The following is an 18,389-nucleotide window of genomic DNA, read 5'->3' as shown; positions in this document are numbered from 1 at the left end:
TTTTTTGAATTGAGTTAAGTTGCGCCACCTATGCAGAAGAACACAAAGAGACTTCTCTCATTCATTCTTGGATCTTGCATTTTCGTCACGTTCACGTGGTTTCGTACGCCGAGCAAAAACGACGTGATGAAAATGTCTTTGGGTTCAGATCGTGTTTTACTTTCTTCAACCGGCGAGTCCTTGCAAACGCTGCGCACGGATTTTAAAAAGCGCCGATGGGCGTGGCAGCCTCTTAAAAGATTTCCGCAAAGTCTGCAACACGCCGTGATTTTGGCAGAGGATCAAAGATTTCCATATCACTTGGGCTTTGATCCACTGGGATTCGCACGAGCTCTATTAGCAAATCTTAAAGGCTCCCGTTTACAAGGTGCCAGCACCATCACCATGCAGCTCAGTGATTTAATTCAAGAAGATGTTTTGCTTAATAATCATTCGATTAAAAAAGGTTCGATTTCTCACAAGCTCCTGCAAATAGCTCGCGCTTTTTTTATTGAACTTAAATGGAGTAAGGATGAAATTCTTGAAGCCTACTTCAACCTTATTCATCTCCGCGGAGAATTTCAGGGTGTTCCCGCATTTAGCGCCGCTTATTTGAATAAAGATCCGTTGGCCCTCGATCCGGCGGAGTCTTTTATGATTGCTTCCTTGATTTCTTCTCCGAATCAACGCGCGGACCATTTAAAAAACAAAGTCTGTGCTCTGTATCAAAGAAGTGCTTTTCACAAAGGCTCCTCTTGTTTAAACATTCTTGCCTCCGTGGATCAGTTCTTTAAAAATCCTCCGTCTATGCCAGCAAGTCCCTCCTTGGCTCCTCACCTGGCTCGTCGCCTGTTTAAAAATTCAAATGACACATTTTTGACGTCCACTCTTGATGGAGACCTGCAAAGAAAAGTCACGGCGATCTTAGAAAAAAATATTTATCGATTGAAAAACTCCAACGTGCGCGACACGGCGGCAATTGTTATCGACAATCATACAGGGAATGTTTTGGCCTATGTCGGAACAGTGTCTTCTTCTGAAAACCCGTATGTCGATGGTGTGATGTCGTACCGTCAAGCGGGATCTAGCTTAAAACCTTTTATCTATGGAAAAGCGATTGAAACAAAAACGCTGACGGCGGCTTCTATTTTGTTGGACGATCCCACGGCAATTTCCTGGGGTGGTGATGTTTACCGTCCTTCTAATTACGACAAACATTTTTATGGGCCGGTGGCCGTGCGTGAAGCCTTGGCGTCTTCTTTGAATGTGCCGGCAGTGAAAGCCGTGACAATCTTAGGGCTTCACGAAACTTACAGCACTTTGCAGTCCCTGCAATTTTCGAATTTACAAGAGCCTGACTATTACGGTGTTTCGATGGCCTTGGGTGCCGTGGAAGTGCGTCTTGATGAACTGGCCAATGCTTATCGTATGCTTGCAAATGGCGGAGTCTGGTCTCCTTTAAGATTTACCGAAGCCGATTCGAAAAAGGCTTCTACGGCACAACGGATTCTTTCGCCGGAAGCCGCTTACATCATTGGTTCTATTTTATCCGATCCCGATGCTCGCTCCATTGGTTTTGGTTGGGACAATCCTTTGGAAACTCCTTTTTGGACCGCGGTGAAAACAGGAACAAGCAAAGACTACCGCGACAACTGGTGCCTTGGTTATAGCGAGCATTATACCGTCGGTGTTTGGGCCGGAAATTTTAATGCGGAAGCGATGAACAAAGTCAGTGGCGTTTCCGGAGTGGGACCGTCCTGGTATGAAATCATGAGTGAACTTCACAGAGACAAACGAAGTTCCGCTCCGGCCCCTCCCGCTCACGTTGTTGAAAAAGAAGTGCGACACGAGTGGGCGCTTCATCCTCACAAGGAATATTTTATTCAAGGCACAGAACCTCAGCAAAACGTGATTGAGACCGCTCTGCAAAAGCGCGTGCAATTTATTTTCCCCGCCGAAGGATCTGTCTTAGTTAAAGATCCTCACATCGATCAGGAACATGTAGCTCTCTTCATTCGCTTTAAAGGTGATGTGCCGTCAAAAAGCCAACTGCTTTGGGATGGAAAAAACTTAGGAGAGGCCATCAGTCCTTTTAAAATTCCTCAGCCCGAAACCGGTCGCCACGAACTTGTTATCGCCAACAACGGTAAAATCCTAGGCAAAGTCCTTTTCACGATTCGTGGAGCTGAGGATTAACGATAGCCCGTTGTATCTGCGGGTTTCCCCGCCTCTTGGACTTCGACAATATATTTCCAGGCATCCGGTTGGCTGCCATCAAGATCGGTAAAACCATAGACTTTGGCTAGTTGTCCGCAAGAAAGACTTTGGCCATTCCAGCGGGCAACTTGCGGATCTTGGGCCAATGCCACAACCGCGCGGCCCACATAGTGAGGAGATTCGGAAATCGCGAAGTGAGGTTGTTTTTTTTGTGGCGTCTCTCCAGTTTGACTCCTTCACCTGATAAATCTCTAACATCTCTTCAGATCTTAACCATCCCGGTGAAAGAACAACCGCAGTTCCCCCATATTTTTTCAATTCATGACCTAAAGAAAATCCCATGCGCAAATTAGCGGCTTTCGCGAGATCATAGAAAAAAGAAACGCGATAATTTTCGTCGTTATACTCTTTAGTGCCGTCGGTGATTTCAACAACAAGGGCTCCTGGATTTTTAATCATCAGTGGCAAAGCGAAATGACTGGTGATGGCGTGTGTATCAATGGCTAAACGCAAAGTGCGAAGTCCATAATCCAGATCGGACTCCCAAACAGTTTTTCCCCACTCCATTTTTGTGGCGCCCCAGATGTCATTCACAAGAATATGCAAAGCGCCCTGTTCTTTTTCTATACGTTGAACAAGTGCTTTCACTTCTTCGGGAATAAGGTGATCCACTTTCACAGCTATCCCTTGTCCACCTGCTTGAGTCACAAGCTCCGCCGTTTCTTCGATAGTTTCTGGACGATTCATTTCCGAACGAGAGGTGCGTGTTGAGCGACCTGTGCAATAAACGGTGGCTCCCGCAGCGCCCAGCTGATTGGCGATACCCCTTCCTGCGCCTCGTGTTGCCCCCGCAACCAATGCAATTTTTCCAGAAAGAGGCTTTTTCATAATTAAGGCTCCGTATCCGCTACGGTGAAAATATTGTCAGAGACAAAGACGACCATCGTCGCTTTCTTACATTCGTCATTCATCTGACGAAGTTTCTCATGAAATTCCGTGAAAAGTTGAAAAGCTTTCTTTTGTTTTTCTTCATCAAACCTGTACGCGCACATATAATATTTCATGGGCTTAAATTTATGTGGATCCGCAACGACGTCAGCCGCAAGTCTTAATCCCACCCGGGCAACGGTAAAGTCATCCGTCGGAGAAAGAACGGCATCCACAGATCCAGGCGCAATATCGTTTTTTTTAAAGGTTTCTAAAACCTGCTCAATATCCTTAAGGGTCACCTTTGGGTCTTTAAGATATTTTTTGATCCAAGCCGGATCTTCCTGATATCCCTCCAATTGACGCATGTTCTGCATCGTCATGCTGAGAGAACTATTAAAAATCGCGTTGTTCACGCGAAGTTCCTCGACATTTGGAAAATAAGAACCTTTGCGGGTCGCAAGAGTTTTTAGGATACCATCAAAAAAAGTTCCCATTTCTTTGTCGTCCACGGAGTTTCGACACGCGAGAAAAATAAAATAATTCTTTTCATCACGCTTCATCTCAAAAGTCTCTGCCACGGCCGCCAGCTTATCGAGAGAAATATGGCGATCCCCATCCAAAACCATTTTTAAAAATGATTTAGAGATTCCGATTTTTTTTGCCAGATACTCTAAAGAAAGTTTTTTTGTCGTTGATTTTAAATACTCAAACTTTTCTTTTAGCAAAGTTCTGTAATCATCGTATTCGTAAAAGCTCTTTGTTTCGTACATGCCTTTAATGGTAGAGGAAGCCTTTCCTACAAACAACCAACTTTGTACGCTCTAGTTCCGAACCTGTTTCCATAACTTTCATGGATTACGGAGGTTCTCCTAGGGACCTTAAGCGCGAATTCTGCCACCAAAGCAAAAACCTAGACGATTTTTCTCTCTCAGAACGTCTTTAACGGGGCTTGGGCTGGAATAAATCTCGCAACAGGACCCTTTCGTGAATTTCGGGAACGTAGGAGGTCTGCCTCATGAAACGAGTGATCGTTTTCTTCTTTGCCTTGGTTTTAACAAAAAATGCTGTCGCAAGCTTGGGGCATAGCCACGACGATGAGTCTTTGGGCTACCAAACTCTATGTATCGGTGAAGGCTGTGTAAACGCATCTATTGAAAATGACACTCTTCCTGAAGATATCACTCCTCAGGCTGAATACATTCAAGCGCGCATTGTTCCGGGAACATTGCCACTGAAAAGAATCACTCTTAGAAACCCTGAAACCGATGAGATCATCACTGTCGATCAAGAAAATCCAGATATCGATTTTATGACGGCAGACGGAGCTTTGGCGGAGAACCTAGAAACAGCGGCCTATGTCCTTATTCCCAACTATTACTTCCCTTCTGATTACCTGCGGCTCGCAGCTAAAAATGGTGGAGGCGGCATTTCTCTTTCCACTTTGACAGTGTGGAACGAGTGCAAAGGAAGTATTATTGGACGTTATGTCGTCGGTGGAAAATGCTCTGCCCGTCCGATTCACCCAAGCCTTATGAACGTGATGCAAAAAGATCTTTTAGGCATTGTTGGCGGAAGCAAAGTTATTCTGGTTCACAAAGGTATTATGGGAGATGCCCGTCACCAGGCTAAAAAAAGTCTGCATAACACAGGTCGCGCCATCGACGTGGCCGAAGTGATTGTTGACGGCAAAAGCTATCAATACTCAAAAGCCGTGGCTTCCGAGAAATCTTCAGAGCGTGCATTTTTCCTTAAGCTCATGGCTGGCTGGGAAGCGGCTGTGAAAAGACACTGCGGTAATACGGTGGCGGCGACCACCATCAACTGGACGAACAAAGATCACCGCAAACACTTGCATTTAGGAACGACTTACAATTGCAAGAACTAAAATCCTCGCAAGAAATCTTGCAGTTCGTATTTTTCCTTTTCTGACAAGGAAAATCCCGGAGGCGGCATTTCGCCTCTTTGGACTAAAGAGGCAATGGTCCCTGTCTGTTGACGCTGCAAAAATCCACGCGCCAGAAACCCGCTTTCATTGTGGCAGTAGATGCACGTCTTAACTTTAAGCTCGTCACGGTCCTCTTTGGTGTGATACCCAAACGGTACCCGCAGGCTCGAATCCTCCTGATCATGTTCAGGTGAATAGCGAATCCGTCCGTAAGTTTTTATACGTAAATTCCACAACTGAATTTTTAATCTGTCCGGCCACTTTAACGACGCCTCGGCGCTTTCACTTAAAGGTCGTAAAGCCCTAGGTCCGTTGTTGTGACAGATAAAACAGCTTGCGCGATATTCCACTCTTTTTTGAGGGAGATCCTTTTCCCAAACCAAGGCACCCGGCTCTAGTTGATAGTATCTTGCCACCATCGGCTTTTGAGTTTTATCGATCACAATCGCAAGACGCTCCCATTTGTCGGCTCCGGGATGGCGGCCGAAATGACTTTGATTCATCATCCACACATCTTGATCTTTACCGGGAATCCAACGGATTTCATTAAAGACCGATGTCAGATCTTTCGTCTTGGACTCTTCTGATTCAATAACGACGGGCTTCGTGTCATTGACGGTTGCAATCAGGCCTCCTGCAGTGAGAAGGCCTGTAATAAACAGCAATTGAGCGGAGAAGCATTTTATTCGTGACATGTGAAATTATACTCTTGAATGTCCACTTTAAGTTTCGCGTAATACCTCGCACCCCAATCATCACCGCAGCGTCCACATCGTCCGCCGTGATTCGTTGCTTTTACGACTTGCAAAGACACTGGATCACCCGCTTCCGAAGACAAGAAATAACCAAGATCATTCTTTACGCCTTTAAACTCAGAGGCAAATTCACCGGTTATTAGTTGCGCGGTCACGTTTTGATCCATATCAAGCTTTTGAAAAAGATCGACATGAATGATTTTTAAAGATTGGTTCTGGTCATTGACGCAGTTTAATTCCCACGTATTAAAAGCCAAGGCCTGTGAAGTTCCACATAAAAAAGCCAAGGCCAACATCCATTTTTTCATTTCTTTCTCCCTTGTTGCGACGTCATTAGCGACGTCGTAGGGTTTAAGTACACCTTTAGGAGAAATAATTAAAATTCATTGTTTTTATGTATCCATTAGAATATTTAATTACTCATGAAAATATCAAATTTAGGACTTCAAGCCTTTACCCAAACAGCGTCAAATCTGAACATCACCCAGGCCGCCAAAGAGTTGGGGCTCACTCAGTCGGCGTTATCGCAAAGAATTGCTCTTTTGGAAAGTGAACTCGAGGTCACGCTTTTTATTCGGGAACCCCGAGGTCTTAAACTGACGGAAGCTGGAGAACGCCTGTTGCGCTTTGCAAGTCTCAATCAAAAGATGGAAGAAGAGCTTCTCACAGAGTTTAAAGGAAGCAAAGAAGAGCTGGCGGGAAGCTTTCGTCTTGCCGGATATTCTTCCGTTTTGCGATCCGTGATTATTCCCGCGCTTGCTGGTTTTTTAAGAAAGAATCCCAAAGTGCACATTGATTTTCAATCTTACGAAATGTTTCAACTTCCAGAGATTCTTAATACTGCTCGCGCGGATTTGATTATCATGGACTATCAATGGAATAAAAAAGGTGTTGCGGAAGCCCGTCTTGGCTTTGAAGAGTTTGTCGTTATCGAAAGCGCCAAGCATGAAACACCTCATGACCTGTATTTAGATCATGGGCCTCTGGACAACGCCACTGAAGAGTTCTTTAGGCAACAACCTCGGGCACCGAAAAATATTCGCAGATCTTTTATGGGCGACGTTTATGGAATTATTGATGGAGTCCAATTAGGACTGGGCCGGGCCGTGATGAGCCGTCACCTTATTGGTGATAACAAACACATACGCATTCTTTCGGGCTACAACAAGTACAAGCGTCCGATGACACTCCATTATTTTGAGCAACCTTACTATTCCCGTCTTATGACAAAGGTTCTTGCCGAACTCCACGATCAAGCACCCCGCTATCTTGAATAAATGCTAACTAGCAGCTCTGTGTAATTCGCAGCATATCTAGACGAGGGTTCTGGGATTTTTTAAATTTATAGAAATCACCAGGGATGGCCATGACTGAATCCGAACGTCAGCTCAGAGCGAATATTCAAGAGTTTTCTGTTTTAGTCAAAAAAGTGGCCAAAGATCCTAAGTCCAAAGACATTCATGAATTGCGAATTCTTTCCCGAAAGTTCCGCGCTGCTCTTTGGATTGTGGAACGAGTTTCAAAAAACGCCATTCCTAAAGGTCTTAAAAAAGAGTTGCGCATTTTAGGAAAAAAACTGGGCACTTGTCGAGAGTTGGATGTTTTACTCAAAGACACCAAAACTTATAATTTGAAGGACAAGAACTCAGAAAAATCTTTAAAAAAAGAACTGCAAGACCTGCAAAAATTTTTAGACAAGTCCTTTTACGGCAAACTTCAAAAAAATCTGGAAGGCTTTCTTGCAAAAATTCACGGAATTTCTCTTCCCAAAAAAGATCTGGTTGTACAAATAAAAAAAGGAATAAGAAAATGGCCCCAGCAAATGCCTGAGGGAAAAAAGGATTTGCATGAGATCCGCATTGAAACAAAAAAGATGATTTATCGATTGGAATTTCTTGGTATTCAAGCGCCCACACTCAAGGCCCTGCAAAAAAGTTTGGGGCGCACTCATGATCTTGAAAGCCTTAAAAAAAGTGTAGGCTCTCATAAAAAACTGGACAGGGACTTAAAGGCGCTCCGCAAGAAGGCCGAGCCCTCCTATAAAAGAATTATCGCAAGTTAAAATCCGACAACATCTGCGTTAAAGCGGAATCTAACTGTACAAGCGTTCTCCGCAGGCCTACTGTGAACGTAGGAGGCTTCTATGAAAAAAGACAGTTGGAATCCCTCTCAATACGAAAAATTCAAAAATGAAAGATCCCAACCCTTCTTAGATCTTCTTGATTTAGTACAGCCTTTTTCTGAGGGGAATGTGATTGATCTCGGCTCCGGAACCGGTGAACTCACCAGCCTTATGCATGACACCTTTAAGCCGCGTGCGACGGTGGGCTTTGAGTTGTCTGATGCGATGTTAGAAAAAGCAAAAAGGTTTTCTAGACCCGGCCTTTCTTTCGTACAGGGAAATATTGAAAACTGGAAACCTAACAACACTTATGATCTCGTGATCTCTAATGCCGCCATTCAATGGTGCAGCGATCACGTTGAGATTTTTGGTAAAATAAAAAGTGCGCTAAAGACCGGTGGCCAGATCGCCGTACAAATGCCGATGAACCACGACTACCCCACTCACGTTTTAGCCAAGAGCCTGAGCGAAGAACCTGAATGGTCTCATCTTCTAAAAGGACAAACTTATAACAAGTTTGACGTCATGCTCGCACCGGAAGACTATGCGCGCCTGCTCTTTAAACTTGGATTTAAAGAACAGAATGTTTTTGTGAAAGTGTACGGACACACGCTTGAATCGCGCGAACAAGTCGTGGAATGGGTGAAAGGCTCTATGCTCACTCATTTTCAAAGCCGACTTTCCGAACAGGACTATGATAAATTCTTAAATGAATTCCGCGAACGGCTTTTTAAAATTCTTCCTGACGAGCGACCGTTCTTTTATCCCTTTAAAAGAATATTTATTTGGGGACGACTCGATAAATAAAAAAGGCGCTGAAACCAGCGCCTTTTTTTTATTGCTCAACAGCGGCTTCTTCAAACTTTCTTTCTCTGCGATCGAAGAAAGCAAAAAGACTGTATACGCAAGGCACGACGTACAATGTAAGGAATGTCGATACCAACACCCCACCGATCACGGCAATGGCCATGGGCTGACGAGCTTCGGCTCCAGGACCGAAACTCATTGCCGCAGGTACGGCGCCTGCGATCGTCGCAAAAGACGTCATCAAGATCGGTCTTAAACGTGTCGGACAAGCTTCAATCAACGCCTTGTTCACATGAACATGCTCTTGATCGCGTCTTTGGTTTGTGAAATCCACCAGCAAGATCGAGTTCTTTTTCACGATACCCATCAGCAAAATCAAACCGATCATACTGAAGATATTTAACGATTGCCCACCAATCAAGAGAGCCAAGAATGCTCCCGAGAAACTAAACGGCAGCGCCATAAAGACTGTGATCGGATCAATAAAGCTATTAAACTGCGACGCCAAGACCATGTACGCGACGACAAATCCCAACACCAGCGCAAAGATCAAGCTTATGAAACTCTTTTGGAATTCTTCCGCCGATCCACTTAACTGAACTTGATAACCTTGTGGCAAAATCTTTTTTGCCACTTCTTGGGCTTTATCAACGGCTTGCTGTTGGCTTAGACCTTTTCCGATATTTCCGAAAATCACGATATTACGCTGACGGTTCTTACGAGAAATACTCGACGCCACCGCAGATTCTTTGATGTCAACAACATCAGCAATCGGAACAAGTTCGCCACGGTTGTTACGAACTTTTAGTTCTTTAATGCGATCTTGCGGAGATTTTCCGTTTTCCTGCATCTTCACACGAATGTCGTAACGGTGTCCGCCCTTTTCATAGCTGCCAACGACCACGCTTCCCATCATGGCATTCACAACCTCACCGACGGCAATAACACTCACGCCGCGGTCAGAAGCTTTTTGACGGTTCGGAACGATTTGCACTTCCGGTGCTCCGCCTTGATAGTCCGAGTTCACATCCGTCATGATGTTTTGTTTTTTGACTTCTTCGACGATCTGTTCAGAATATTTTCCCAGCTCGTTCCAATTCGGACCCTGAATACTGAACTCCACCGGGAAGCCTTTACCGCCGCCGCCGCCAAAACCTTGCGTGGACGGATCTTGCACTTGAGGTTTGGAATCAGGAATTGTCTTATTTAAATACTCGCGAACGACTTCGATAAATTCCTGCTGACTTAATTCCTTCTTTTTCACGGCATCTTTACCGCGCTTTCCTTTTGGTTTTAAGTCGACAAAGATAATCGCATTATTCGCTTCACCACCTGTGAAACCGCCAGCCGCAACGAATGAAGCATTCACTTCGGAGCGCTTATGCAAGAAGTCTTCGATAATTTTTACTTTTTCATCCGTAAAAGAAATGGCCGACTTCGGAGGATTGCTGATTTGAATCATTAGTGAGCTCTGATCTTGTGCCGGTTGGAACTCCCCTTTAAGGAAAGCGACCGACGAGAAGCTCAAGATAAAGAACACTAAGGAAGCAATAATGACCTTCCAGCGATTTCTTAAAGCGACATCCAAAGATTTTGTGTACACGTCACGCAACTTATCAAAGCCCGCTTCGAATCCTCGGCCCAAACGAGTCTTACGATGGCCCGATTCGACGAATTGCGATGCACGCATCGGTGTTAACGTCAAAGCTTCCAGCAATGAGATCATCACCGCCGCACTCATGGTCACACCAAACTGGAACAAGAAGCGACCAATCAAACCTTCCATGAAAGCAATCGGCAAGAAGATCGCAACCAGTGAAACCGAAGCTGCCATGGCGGCAAATGTGATCTCGCGGGCTCCGACTAAGGCCGCTTCCCGACGCTTTTTCCCCATCTCCAAGTGACGGATGATATTCTCTAAAACCATGATGGCATCGTCGACGACAATACCGATGGCGAGACTCAGTCCCATCAATGTAAAGATATTCAGGGTAAAGCCGGCAAAATAAAGAATGATGAAACTTCCTAAAACCGAAGTCGGGATCGCAAGCAAAACGTTGAACGTCGATGACCAAGATCCCAAGAACAACCAGCACACCAAAGAAGTCAAAAGAGCGGCCAACACCAATGTCAAAACAAGTTCGTGAACGGATTCTTCCACGAACTTCGTACCGTCATAGTTCACAACAATCTGTGTGCCTTCAGGCAACGTCTTTTGAATCTCCGCAATACGCTCCTTCACAGCATGCGCAACGGAAACCGCATTGGAACCACGCTGTTTAACAACGCCCAGACCGACCGCTGATTTTCCGTTAGCACGGGCAAATTGCACGACGTCGACCATGCCCTCCTTAAAATCAGCCACTTTCCCCAAAGAAATGGGATTGTAGTTCGGTCCCCCACCGCGAGTGTTCACAAGAATATTATCAAACTGCTCAAGCTTCTTTGCTTCACCCAAGGTGCGCAGAGAGTATTCTGTCTTATTGTATTCCGAACGACCCGCAGGAGGTTCCGCATGTTCAGAACGTAAAGTATTGATCACGTCCGTCACAGACAACGCATACTTATTTAAGTCTTTATTACGAACCCACACGCGCAAGTTAGGCTCTAAGTAACCTGGCATCCATAAGTTACCAACACCAGGCACTGTCGTAAGACGGTCACGGATATGATCTTTCACGAAGATCATCATCTCTTCCATCGGCATTGTGGAACTGGAAAGAGACAACCACATGATTGGGAAATCTTCCGGGTTGATTTTCATCACGGTCGGAGGATCCATATTACGAGGCAGGGCCGCTTGAATTTGCGACATCTTGGCTTGAACGTCTTGGAAGGCCACATCGATATTGCGTTCCAAATCAAACTCAATCGTCACGTCAGCCGAACTGTTACGCGCAATGGATGTGATATTTTTAACGCCTTGAATACTGATGAGAGCATCCTCAATCGGATCGATCACATCGGCTTCCATCACCTCAGGAGCGGCACCTTCGTAACGAACGGACAACGCAATTACAGGGAAATCCACGTCGGGAAGTTCACTCACCCCCATACGCATAAAGCTGATCGCACCAAAGACGATCAAACCAAACATGAGCATCCACGCAAAGACGGGTCTACGGATGGATAAATCGGATAAAGTCATTTTTCTAATCTTCCTTCACAGCCGGCGCTGTGATTTCTGCTGAAGCAATTTGCAAACGAATCAAATCAAGTTGAACGGCGAAACGGGCCTGGTCCAAACTGCGGGCGGCCGTACGGAAATCAGTCAAAGCCTGTTGCACGTCAATATTGCGTGAAAGACCGCGACGGTAATCTCTTTGCATCACTTGATAGTTCTTTTCCGCAAGGCTTGCGGATTTTTCCAAAGCTTCCACTTGTTTTTGTCTTGTTTGGAAAGTTTCATAATAAGAAGAAATTTCCTGAGCGGCCTGGCGACGGATGCGGCTTAAGTTTAAATCCGCTTCCATTCTTTTTGAAGCCGCCTCACGCACTTTACTTTGCGTGGAGCCGCCTTCAAAAATCGGCAAAGTGAAACGGAACTGCAAATCCCAATTCAAATCTTCGGTGAAACCTTCGGGACGTTTAAAATAATAATTGCCCGTCAAATCCAAAGAAGGCCAATGCGCTCCCTTAGCAATGGAAACTTCTTCTTCCATGGCACTGAATTGTTCGCGAGCCGCTTTAACATCGTAACGTTCTTCCACGCGTTTTAAATAATCAGCCAAAGGGGCGAGTTTTTTCCCCCCCGCCAAATTCGGGTCATTTAAAACTTCTTCTGAAGACAATCCCGTCACGAAAGCGAAATTTTCTCGGGCCATGCGGAGTTGACCGCGATTGAGCTGAGCTTCGGCCTTCAACGCTGCCTCTGTGGATTGCGCCGTTAAAACTTCATTGGAGTTCGATTCTCCACGACGAGCACGGGTTTGCAATTCAGAGACACGGTCTTCATAAAGTTTCACTTGGACATCGAGATTTTTAAGATCTCTCTCTAAAGTCAAAACACTTAAGTACGCCGTTGCGACATCTTGATAGAGCTGCACCATAGTTAGGTTGCGAAGTTCTTCTTGAGAAGCCACCAAATCTTTTTGTTGGCGGAGACCTGCAAACTCTCGAAGCCCCCGAAACAAAACCTGGTTCGCCGAGAGATTGATCGTCGTCTGCTTCTCAGGAAAAAATTCCCGCGCCACCGGATCAGAAGGCCGCGGTTGAATCATGTGAGTCGCATTAAGCGCCACCTGAGGATAGAGTCCGCCACGAACCTGGGACACTCTTTCTTGAGACTGAACCAGGCGTTCTTTACTGAGCCCCACCGTCTCGTTTTTTTGCAAAGCGGACTGAAAGGCTTCTTGTAGAGTGGCAGCAGGTGCGGTTTTTACAGATAAGATAGAAAAGACAAATAGAAACAATTTTAAATTAGTACACATGATCAACATTCTTACCAAGGTCTTTGAATTTTCAAAACAAAGATTTTTAACATACTAAAAAGTATGCTTGCGTCATGCGCACTTCAATCCTACAGAGGAGCTGAAGCCGATGGTTCCGGCCATAATCGGATTCTAATCTCTTCCGTTGTCACGGCTCCAAGGTCTTTGGTGATCTCTTTAGACACGCATTGGCGGAGTTTTTTAGTAAATGCACTTCTCAACCGACCTAAAAAATGGGGGTCGGCAAAAAGGACCAAGTCATCAAAAGCGCCCTGCTGTCGAGAAATCTCCAAAAAGTCCGATATCTTTTTGGCGAACTCCTGCGCCACTCGTTCCGTCGGTGATTGAGGTCCCACAAGGCGAGTTCCATGGGACATAACGCTTGAAAAAACTCCGGGCTTATCTGCATTGATTTCCTGAGCCTTCAAACGACCTCGTGGGTTTTCCAGTTTAGTGACGAATTCCACATCACTGCTCTGTTTATTTGCGTATTCAAACACTTTTGCCTCGGTTCTGCATGCTACAACTATCCAGGTTTTCATGTTCATCCTCGCTTTTCTTCTATGATACGAAGCTCTGCCAATTCTCTCAAGATGACCCCTCACACTGGACTGTTAAATGACGTTTTGAGTTTCAACGTTCTTCGCGAGATCATGAAAAAACTGAGCTGAGTGTACGGAGGAAACTATGATTGAAAAGCTGACTCATGATGATCTCTTACGTCTCACCTCTGTCCAGGATGGGCCGTGCATTTCGATATACATTCCCGGCATGCCAGAAAAAACTCTTCAACTTGAATACGAAGCCCTCGTGCGCAGAGCGACTTACCTTCTCTCTTTCGATCCCCGCGAAGAGCTGCGTGAAAATCTTTTGCAAACGCTTTATAAATTTAATCCTGCAGAACCGCTGTCGTCCCGGGAGCAAGGTCTTGCGATCTTTGTTAACAAACATTGGAACGGCTATTTCATTGCGAATCATGAAATGCCTTCCAAAGTCGTGGTGGCGGAAACTTTTCATCTCAAACCTCTGCTTGAAGATTTGCAGGGAGATCACACCTATCATGCGCTTGTTCTCTCTGCAGAAGAAGCTTTGCTTTTAAACTGCGATGGCGGAACGGGTACGGAAGTGCACACTTTCTTGTTTCACCAGGGACAGCACAGCAATAGCATTCACTGGAAACACCACGATGAGTCCGAGACCGCGCAAATTCCCCACTTAAAATCCCATCTGCGCGGACGTGGCTCCCAAGATACGCAGTTTAAGAAAAAATCCGGTGCGAAACTTTTTTTGCGCTGGATTGAAGCCAAGATCAGCAAAGAACAGGGGTATAAAACACTGCCTCTTTTTGTTTTTACCAATGAAACGTTTTTTACCGCCTACAAAGAAGTAAGCACACACCCGGCTCCGGTTCTTTGTAAAATCGATCCAAGCAAAGGCATGCCTCGCATGGAGGCCTTGATTCATCAGGCGAATTTGCACATCCAAAACAATATGACTAAGCATAAAAATCTTTCGACCATGGAGATGGAAGAATTGGCCCGTCAGAAAAAAGTCATCGATGATCTGATCAAAATTTCACGGGCGGCCCTGAACGGCAAAGTAAAAACATTATTCCTTCGCAACAACAGCGAGATCTGGGGGCACTTGCATCGCCGGAGCAGTCAGATTACTTTTCACGAAAAACAGATAGACTCTAAAGACGATGATATTTTAGACGATATCGCGTGTGAGGTGATCCGTCACGGTGGCGAGGTCATCGTATTGACCGATAAAGACATGCCGACACAGTCCCCTGCGGCGGCGATTTTAAACGCTTAAATTATTTGGCGTGAAGAGCCGAGTAAATCAGCCCTTGTCCGAGTGAAGCTTGGGCTGTTTCAACTTTGGGGATTTTTAGCGCCTGCATATATCCCAAAACCAAGGCGAGATTTGAAATATCAGAAACTCGGTAATCACTTTCAATTTGCGAATCTTGCAAAAAAACCCGTTGCTTCAAAGCTTCATCAAGCTCACCTTGCGCAAATTCCGAAGCATTTTTCTTCGTTTGCTTTTGCACAGACATCGAAAGAACGCCTCCCACACCAATCCAGCGTGCATGAGGTGCTTTTTCTTTAAAGAACGCAGGAACATTTAAATACGCATGATTTTTAGCCAACTGCAAAGCGGCTTCTCGCTGCCGACCGATAGGATTGGGCGAAGAGACCTCTTTGGGGTTTTTAAACTGCAGAACCTCAAGAATTTTATTTTTGAAAGTCACCGAAGCAAGATTTCCCTGATAAATATGCACTTTTCCATGCTCTCGGGAATACATCTGCATGGAGCCTCCGCCAATATCCCAAACCACAATGGAGTCATCCGCAGAAACTTTCTTTTGTGCCAGAGCCGACCAAAAACCCAACTCGGCTTCCCTCTCTTGGGAAATAATATTCACGGGAATCTTAAGCTCCCTAGAAATTTTTTGGGCGATGTCTTTGCCGTTTTTAGCCACTCTAAAGACAGAGGTTGCCACCGCATAGATCTTCCCTACTTCCAATTCTTTCATTTTTTTGACGAGGCCCCGATAACGAGGCAGAGCTTCACTAATAACAGGCACTGGAATTTCGTTGTTCGGAGATTTTTCTAAAGCCTCATTCAGAGCAATAGGAAGACGCTCTTCGTAGATCACTTCAATAATTTGTTTTTTACAGACATCGACAAGAGCCGCAAAAGCTTTCGTTGTTCCGGATCCAAAATCCAAAGCACCTTGTTTTTCCTGGCAGTTACCGGCAAAGCTGATGTCTCCAAAAAAAACAAATGCGCTCAGTATTAAAACATATCTCATCATCAATCGCCGCCCCAAGTTTGATCTGCAAGTTCTAGATAATGATTTTCTTTTTGGAACATTTTTTCAAGATCATCGCGGGCCTGTTTTGTTTTGGCGATCATTTCGTCCGGATTGTCTCTTCTTTGGTGCAGGTCCTTAATCATTTCCAGGTTGTGATCGCGAAAGATATTCGCAGCCACAACGCTTTGGTAGGCAGGCCACCCGAGAGCACGCAAGACGGAAGAACCCATACGCAAGGAAGACTCAAATGTTTCACGCTCGATCACCTCGACCTTCCGATCCATCAACAAATACATATGATTGACGTTGCGGGCGCGGGCATAAATTTTTAGATGCGGAAATGTTTCTTTAGCCAGATCCACGAGCTTGAGGCTGTCCTCCACATTATCAATGGCGACAATTAAAATTTGCGCTTGATGAGCGCCCGCAGACTCTAACAAGTCCATTCTCGTCGCATCACCATAATAAACTTTAAAACCAAAGCGGCGAAGCATTTCAATTTGACTGGGTTCATGGTCAAGAACTGTGGCTTTAATACGATTGGCATAAAGCAGGCGACCGATGATCTGACCAAAACGACCGAAGCCCGCGATGATCACGGGATTGTTTTCGTTTTCAATCTTGTCGTCTTCCATGTCTTCTTTTCTTTCAAGAAACTGCAGCAAAATTTTATCATAGAAAAGCACCACTAAAGGTGTCATCAACATGGACAAAGCGACGATAGCCACCAAAGTTCCCACCAAATCCACATCCAGGATTTTAAATCCTTGCGCAGCTCCCAATAAGACGAAGGCAAACTCCCCGACTTGTGAAAGAAGAAGTGCAAAAAAAGGAAGCTGTTTCGATGGGATTTTAAAAGCCATTCCGAGGAGGGCATGAATGATTGTTTTTACAACAAACACCAAAAGTACCAAACCGATGAAAATTCCCGGGCTTTGCAAAACTTTATAAAGATTCACGGACATACCGACGGAGATAAAAAACAATCCCATCAGCAGACCTTTAAAAGGTTCGATGTCTGTCTCTAGAGCGTGGCGATATTCACTGTCAGCTAAGAGGACACCTGCCATAAAGGCTCCTAAGGCCATGGAAACTCCCAGTTGCTGCATCACGAACGACATGCCGACAACCAAGAATAATGCAAAGGCCGTGAAAATTTCACGCAGGTGTTGAGCCGCAATCCAGCGCAAAAGAGGGCGCAATAAAAGTCGGCCTCCGATAACCATTAAAAGCAAAACACCGATGACACGCAAAACTCCCAACAGCGGACTGCCCTCTTGAGTTTCGGTAATTTTCGCTGTCGTCACCATCAAAGGCAGGATCGCGATCATCGGGATGACCGCGATGTCTTGGAAAAGCAAAATAGAAAAAGCAGATCTTCCGGACGTTGTCGCCATCAAACGGCGCTCGCCTAAAAGCTGCAAGCCAATGGCCGTTGACGAAAGTGCGAAGGCCATTCCAATCAAAGCTGATGCCGAAGCGGAAAGTGGAAAAAGAAGGTAAGCTCCAAAAGCAATCACCACACTGCCTACTAAAACCTGCAATCCGCCCAGTCCAAAAATTGAAATGCGCATCTCCCAAAGTTTTTTAGGTTCCAATTCCAGACCGATAATGAACATCAAAAGCACGACACCAAATTCGGAAAGGTGCATGATGTCTTCGACTCGCTTGATGAGTCCCAAGCCAAAAGGACCGATGATAAGTCCGGCCAAGAGATATCCCAGAACAGAACCAAAACCCAGACGCTTGCAGATCGGCACGCAAATCAAAGCGGCCACAAGAAAAATCAGAATATAATAAAGCCCGCTTGCTTCCATTAAGGACACCCACAGTACATCAATAAGGTTTGTCGAACTTTTTCGGCATGCATAAGAACTTCTTCGTGAGTCGCTTTCCCCGTCGAATGCATTACCAGAGGCGTTTGCCAATTCATGCCGCACACTTTGACGGTTTGCTGATAAGGCGCAAGAAAGGGTTCAATGTTTAATTGTGAATTGCCCGGATCAGCCAAGCCTCCGGTCGTCAAAGACAAAAGAAAATCTTTCCCCTGCAAACGAGAACCATCCGGACCATAAGCGAAATCCCGGCGCAAAACTTCGTCGCACCACAGTTTAAGTAACGGCGGCATACTGAACCAATAAAACGGATGCTGCCACACCACAAGATCATGTTCCATGAGCAGTTCTTGTTCACGGTCGACTTTGATATGAAAGTACGGATACTCTTCGTAGAGATCATGCACATGCACGTTATCAAGACCCCGCAGAGAATCCATGATCGTGCGATTGACTCGGGATTTTTTTGAAAACGGATGCGCAAAAAGTACCAAAGCTTTTTTCATGGCTCATCCTAGCCCAGCACCAAGTCGTGGTCAAATGGG

General features: G+C 45.3%; 15 protein-coding genes and 1 pseudogene. 6 read left to right on the top strand and 10 right to left on the bottom strand.

What is annotated here, in order from left to right; genetic code table 11:
- Window positions 1-30 precede the first annotated feature (30 nt).
- Window positions 31-2,175, top strand: coding sequence for a penicillin-binding protein 1C (gene pbpC / locus ACLSSO_RS07050; protein ID WP_413944494.1), 2,145 nt, complete (start codon window positions 31-33; stop codon window positions 2,173-2,175).
- Here the strand turns inward: pbpC and ACLSSO_RS07045 are convergent.
- Window positions 2,172-3,084 (bottom strand): annotated as a pseudogene (locus ACLSSO_RS07045) (SDR family oxidoreductase). The gene pbpC and the pseudogene ACLSSO_RS07045 overlap by 4 nt on opposite strands.
- Window positions 3,085-3,086: 2 nt before the next feature.
- Window positions 3,087-3,896 (bottom strand): TIGR02147 family protein, encoded by an 810-nt coding sequence (locus ACLSSO_RS07040; protein ID WP_413944492.1) that lies wholly within the window; start codon window positions 3,894-3,896, stop codon window positions 3,087-3,089.
- Between the two features lie 245 nt (window positions 3,897-4,141).
- On the opposite strand from ACLSSO_RS07040, the gene ACLSSO_RS07035 reads away from it, so the two are divergent.
- Window positions 4,142-5,011, top strand: coding sequence for a hypothetical protein (locus ACLSSO_RS07035; RefSeq protein ID WP_413944490.1), 870 nt, complete (start codon window positions 4,142-4,144; stop codon window positions 5,009-5,011).
- Here ACLSSO_RS07035 and ACLSSO_RS07030 read toward each other — a convergent pair.
- Together ACLSSO_RS07030 and ACLSSO_RS07025 are read right to left on the bottom strand one after the other, a co-directional pair.
- The gene (locus tag ACLSSO_RS07030; protein ID WP_413944489.1) at window positions 5,008-5,766 is read right to left on the bottom strand and encodes a hypothetical protein; all 759 of its coding nucleotides are present in this window, start codon (window positions 5,764-5,766) and stop codon (window positions 5,008-5,010) included. The two genes, ACLSSO_RS07035 and ACLSSO_RS07030, sit on opposite strands and share 4 nt — an antisense overlap.
- On the bottom strand, window positions 5,754-6,134 hold the full coding sequence (locus ACLSSO_RS07025) for a hypothetical protein (RefSeq protein ID WP_295900932.1): 381 nt from the start codon (window positions 6,132-6,134) through the stop codon (window positions 5,754-5,756). The genes ACLSSO_RS07030 and ACLSSO_RS07025 overlap by 13 nt, the downstream gene beginning before the upstream one ends.
- Before the next feature lie 114 nt (window positions 6,135-6,248).
- On the opposite strand from ACLSSO_RS07025, the gene ACLSSO_RS07020 reads away from it, so the two are divergent.
- From ACLSSO_RS07020 to ACLSSO_RS07010, 3 genes are all read left to right on the top strand, one after another.
- Window positions 6,249-7,103, top strand: coding sequence for a LysR family transcriptional regulator (locus tag ACLSSO_RS07020; protein ID WP_413944487.1), 855 nt, complete (start codon window positions 6,249-6,251; stop codon window positions 7,101-7,103).
- An 89-nt stretch (window positions 7,104-7,192) separates the two neighbouring features.
- The gene (locus ACLSSO_RS07015; protein ID WP_413944486.1) at window positions 7,193-7,888 is read left to right on the top strand and encodes a CHAD domain-containing protein; all 696 of its coding nucleotides are present in this window, start codon (window positions 7,193-7,195) and stop codon (window positions 7,886-7,888) included.
- Between the two features lie 81 nt (window positions 7,889-7,969).
- On the top strand, window positions 7,970-8,755 hold the full coding sequence (locus ACLSSO_RS07010; RefSeq protein ID WP_413944484.1) for a methyltransferase domain-containing protein: 786 nt from the start codon (window positions 7,970-7,972) through the stop codon (window positions 8,753-8,755).
- Window positions 8,756-8,783: 28 nt separating this feature from the next.
- Here ACLSSO_RS07010 and ACLSSO_RS07005 read toward each other — a convergent pair whose 3' ends face one another.
- The 3 genes from ACLSSO_RS07005 to ACLSSO_RS06995 all read right to left on the bottom strand — a co-directional run bounded on the left by ACLSSO_RS07005 (window position 8,784) and on the right by ACLSSO_RS06995 (window position 13,727).
- On the bottom strand, window positions 8,784-11,903 hold the full coding sequence (locus ACLSSO_RS07005; RefSeq protein ID WP_413944483.1) for an efflux RND transporter permease subunit: 3,120 nt from the start codon (window positions 11,901-11,903) through the stop codon (window positions 8,784-8,786).
- A gap of 4 nt (window positions 11,904-11,907) precedes the next feature.
- A complete protein-coding gene (locus ACLSSO_RS07000) occupies window positions 11,908-13,185 on the bottom strand; it encodes a TolC family protein (RefSeq protein WP_413944482.1) in 1,278 nt (425 codons plus the stop codon).
- A gap of 89 nt (window positions 13,186-13,274) precedes the next feature.
- Window positions 13,275-13,727 carry a host attachment protein gene (locus ACLSSO_RS06995; protein WP_295900923.1) on the bottom strand — a complete coding sequence of 151 codons (453 nt, stop codon included), beginning with the start codon at window positions 13,725-13,727 and terminating at the stop codon, window positions 13,275-13,277.
- 145 nt (window positions 13,728-13,872) lie between these two features.
- Here ACLSSO_RS06995 and ACLSSO_RS06990 point away from each other — a divergent pair, with 145 nt between their 5' ends.
- Entirely contained in the window at window positions 13,873-15,003 is a 1,131-nt protein-coding gene (locus tag ACLSSO_RS06990) for a hypothetical protein (RefSeq protein WP_413944480.1), read from the top strand.
- Between the two features lies 1 nt (window position 15,004).
- On the opposite strand, the gene ACLSSO_RS06985 is transcribed toward ACLSSO_RS06990, so the two are convergent.
- Genes ACLSSO_RS06985 through ACLSSO_RS06975 form a run of 3 tightly spaced genes read right to left on the bottom strand, consistent with a single transcriptional unit; the run spans window position 15,005 to window position 18,350 of the window.
- Window positions 15,005-16,009 carry a Ppx/GppA phosphatase family protein gene (locus ACLSSO_RS06985; protein WP_413944479.1) on the bottom strand — a complete coding sequence of 335 codons (1,005 nt, stop codon included), beginning with the start codon at window positions 16,007-16,009 and terminating at the stop codon, window positions 15,005-15,007.
- The gene (gene kefC, locus ACLSSO_RS06980; RefSeq protein ID WP_295900916.1) at window positions 16,009-17,826 is read right to left on the bottom strand and encodes a glutathione-regulated potassium-efflux system protein KefC; all 1,818 of its coding nucleotides are present in this window, start codon (window positions 17,824-17,826) and stop codon (window positions 16,009-16,011) included. The genes ACLSSO_RS06985 and kefC overlap by 1 nt, the downstream gene beginning before the upstream one ends.
- Window positions 17,826-18,350, bottom strand: coding sequence for an NAD(P)H-dependent oxidoreductase (locus tag ACLSSO_RS06975; protein WP_295900914.1), 525 nt, complete (start codon window positions 18,348-18,350; stop codon window positions 17,826-17,828). The genes kefC and ACLSSO_RS06975 overlap by 1 nt, the downstream gene beginning before the upstream one ends.
- Window positions 18,351-18,389: the final 39 nt, after the last annotated feature.

Source organism: Bdellovibrio sp. HCB-162, assembly GCF_047344985.1.
Classification (GTDB): domain Bacteria; phylum Bdellovibrionota; class Bdellovibrionia; order Bdellovibrionales; family Bdellovibrionaceae; genus Bdellovibrio.
Note: the sequence above shows the minus strand (reverse complement) of the source record. Positions and strands in the feature narration are given on the sequence as shown.

Coding starts and splice junctions, on each gene's coding strand:
- ACLSSO_RS07005 (WP_413944483.1), bottom strand. CDS start 11,903: ATGACTTTATCCGATTTATCCATCCGTAGACCCGTCTTTGCGTGGATG.
- ACLSSO_RS07035 (WP_413944490.1), top strand. CDS start 4,142: ATGAAACGAGTGATCGTTTTCTTCTTTGCCTTGGTTTTAACAAAAAAT.
- pbpC (WP_413944494.1), top strand. CDS start 31: ATGCAGAAGAACACAAAGAGACTTCTCTCATTCATTCTTGGATCTTGC.
- ACLSSO_RS06975 (WP_295900914.1), bottom strand. CDS start 18,350: ATGAAAAAAGCTTTGGTACTTTTTGCGCATCCGTTTTCAAAAAAATCC.
- ACLSSO_RS07010 (WP_413944484.1), top strand. CDS start 7,970: ATGAAAAAAGACAGTTGGAATCCCTCTCAATACGAAAAATTCAAAAAT.
- ACLSSO_RS07015 (WP_413944486.1), top strand. CDS start 7,193: ATGACTGAATCCGAACGTCAGCTCAGAGCGAATATTCAAGAGTTTTCT.
- ACLSSO_RS06985 (WP_413944479.1), bottom strand. CDS start 16,009: ATGATGAGATATGTTTTAATACTGAGCGCATTTGTTTTTTTTGGAGAC.
- kefC (WP_295900916.1), bottom strand. CDS start 17,826: ATGGAAGCAAGCGGGCTTTATTATATTCTGATTTTTCTTGTGGCCGCT.
- ACLSSO_RS07040 (WP_413944492.1), bottom strand. CDS start 3,896: ATGTACGAAACAAAGAGCTTTTACGAATACGATGATTACAGAACTTTG.
- ACLSSO_RS07000 (WP_413944482.1), bottom strand. CDS start 13,185: ATGTGTACTAATTTAAAATTGTTTCTATTTGTCTTTTCTATCTTATCT.
- ACLSSO_RS07025 (WP_295900932.1), bottom strand. CDS start 6,134: ATGAAAAAATGGATGTTGGCCTTGGCTTTTTTATGTGGAACTTCACAG.
- ACLSSO_RS06990 (WP_413944480.1), top strand. CDS start 13,873: ATGATTGAAAAGCTGACTCATGATGATCTCTTACGTCTCACCTCTGTC.
- ACLSSO_RS07020 (WP_413944487.1), top strand. CDS start 6,249: ATGAAAATATCAAATTTAGGACTTCAAGCCTTTACCCAAACAGCGTCA.
- ACLSSO_RS06995 (WP_295900923.1), bottom strand. CDS start 13,727: ATGAAAACCTGGATAGTTGTAGCATGCAGAACCGAGGCAAAAGTGTTT.
- ACLSSO_RS07030 (WP_413944489.1), bottom strand. CDS start 5,766: ATGTCACGAATAAAATGCTTCTCCGCTCAATTGCTGTTTATTACAGGC.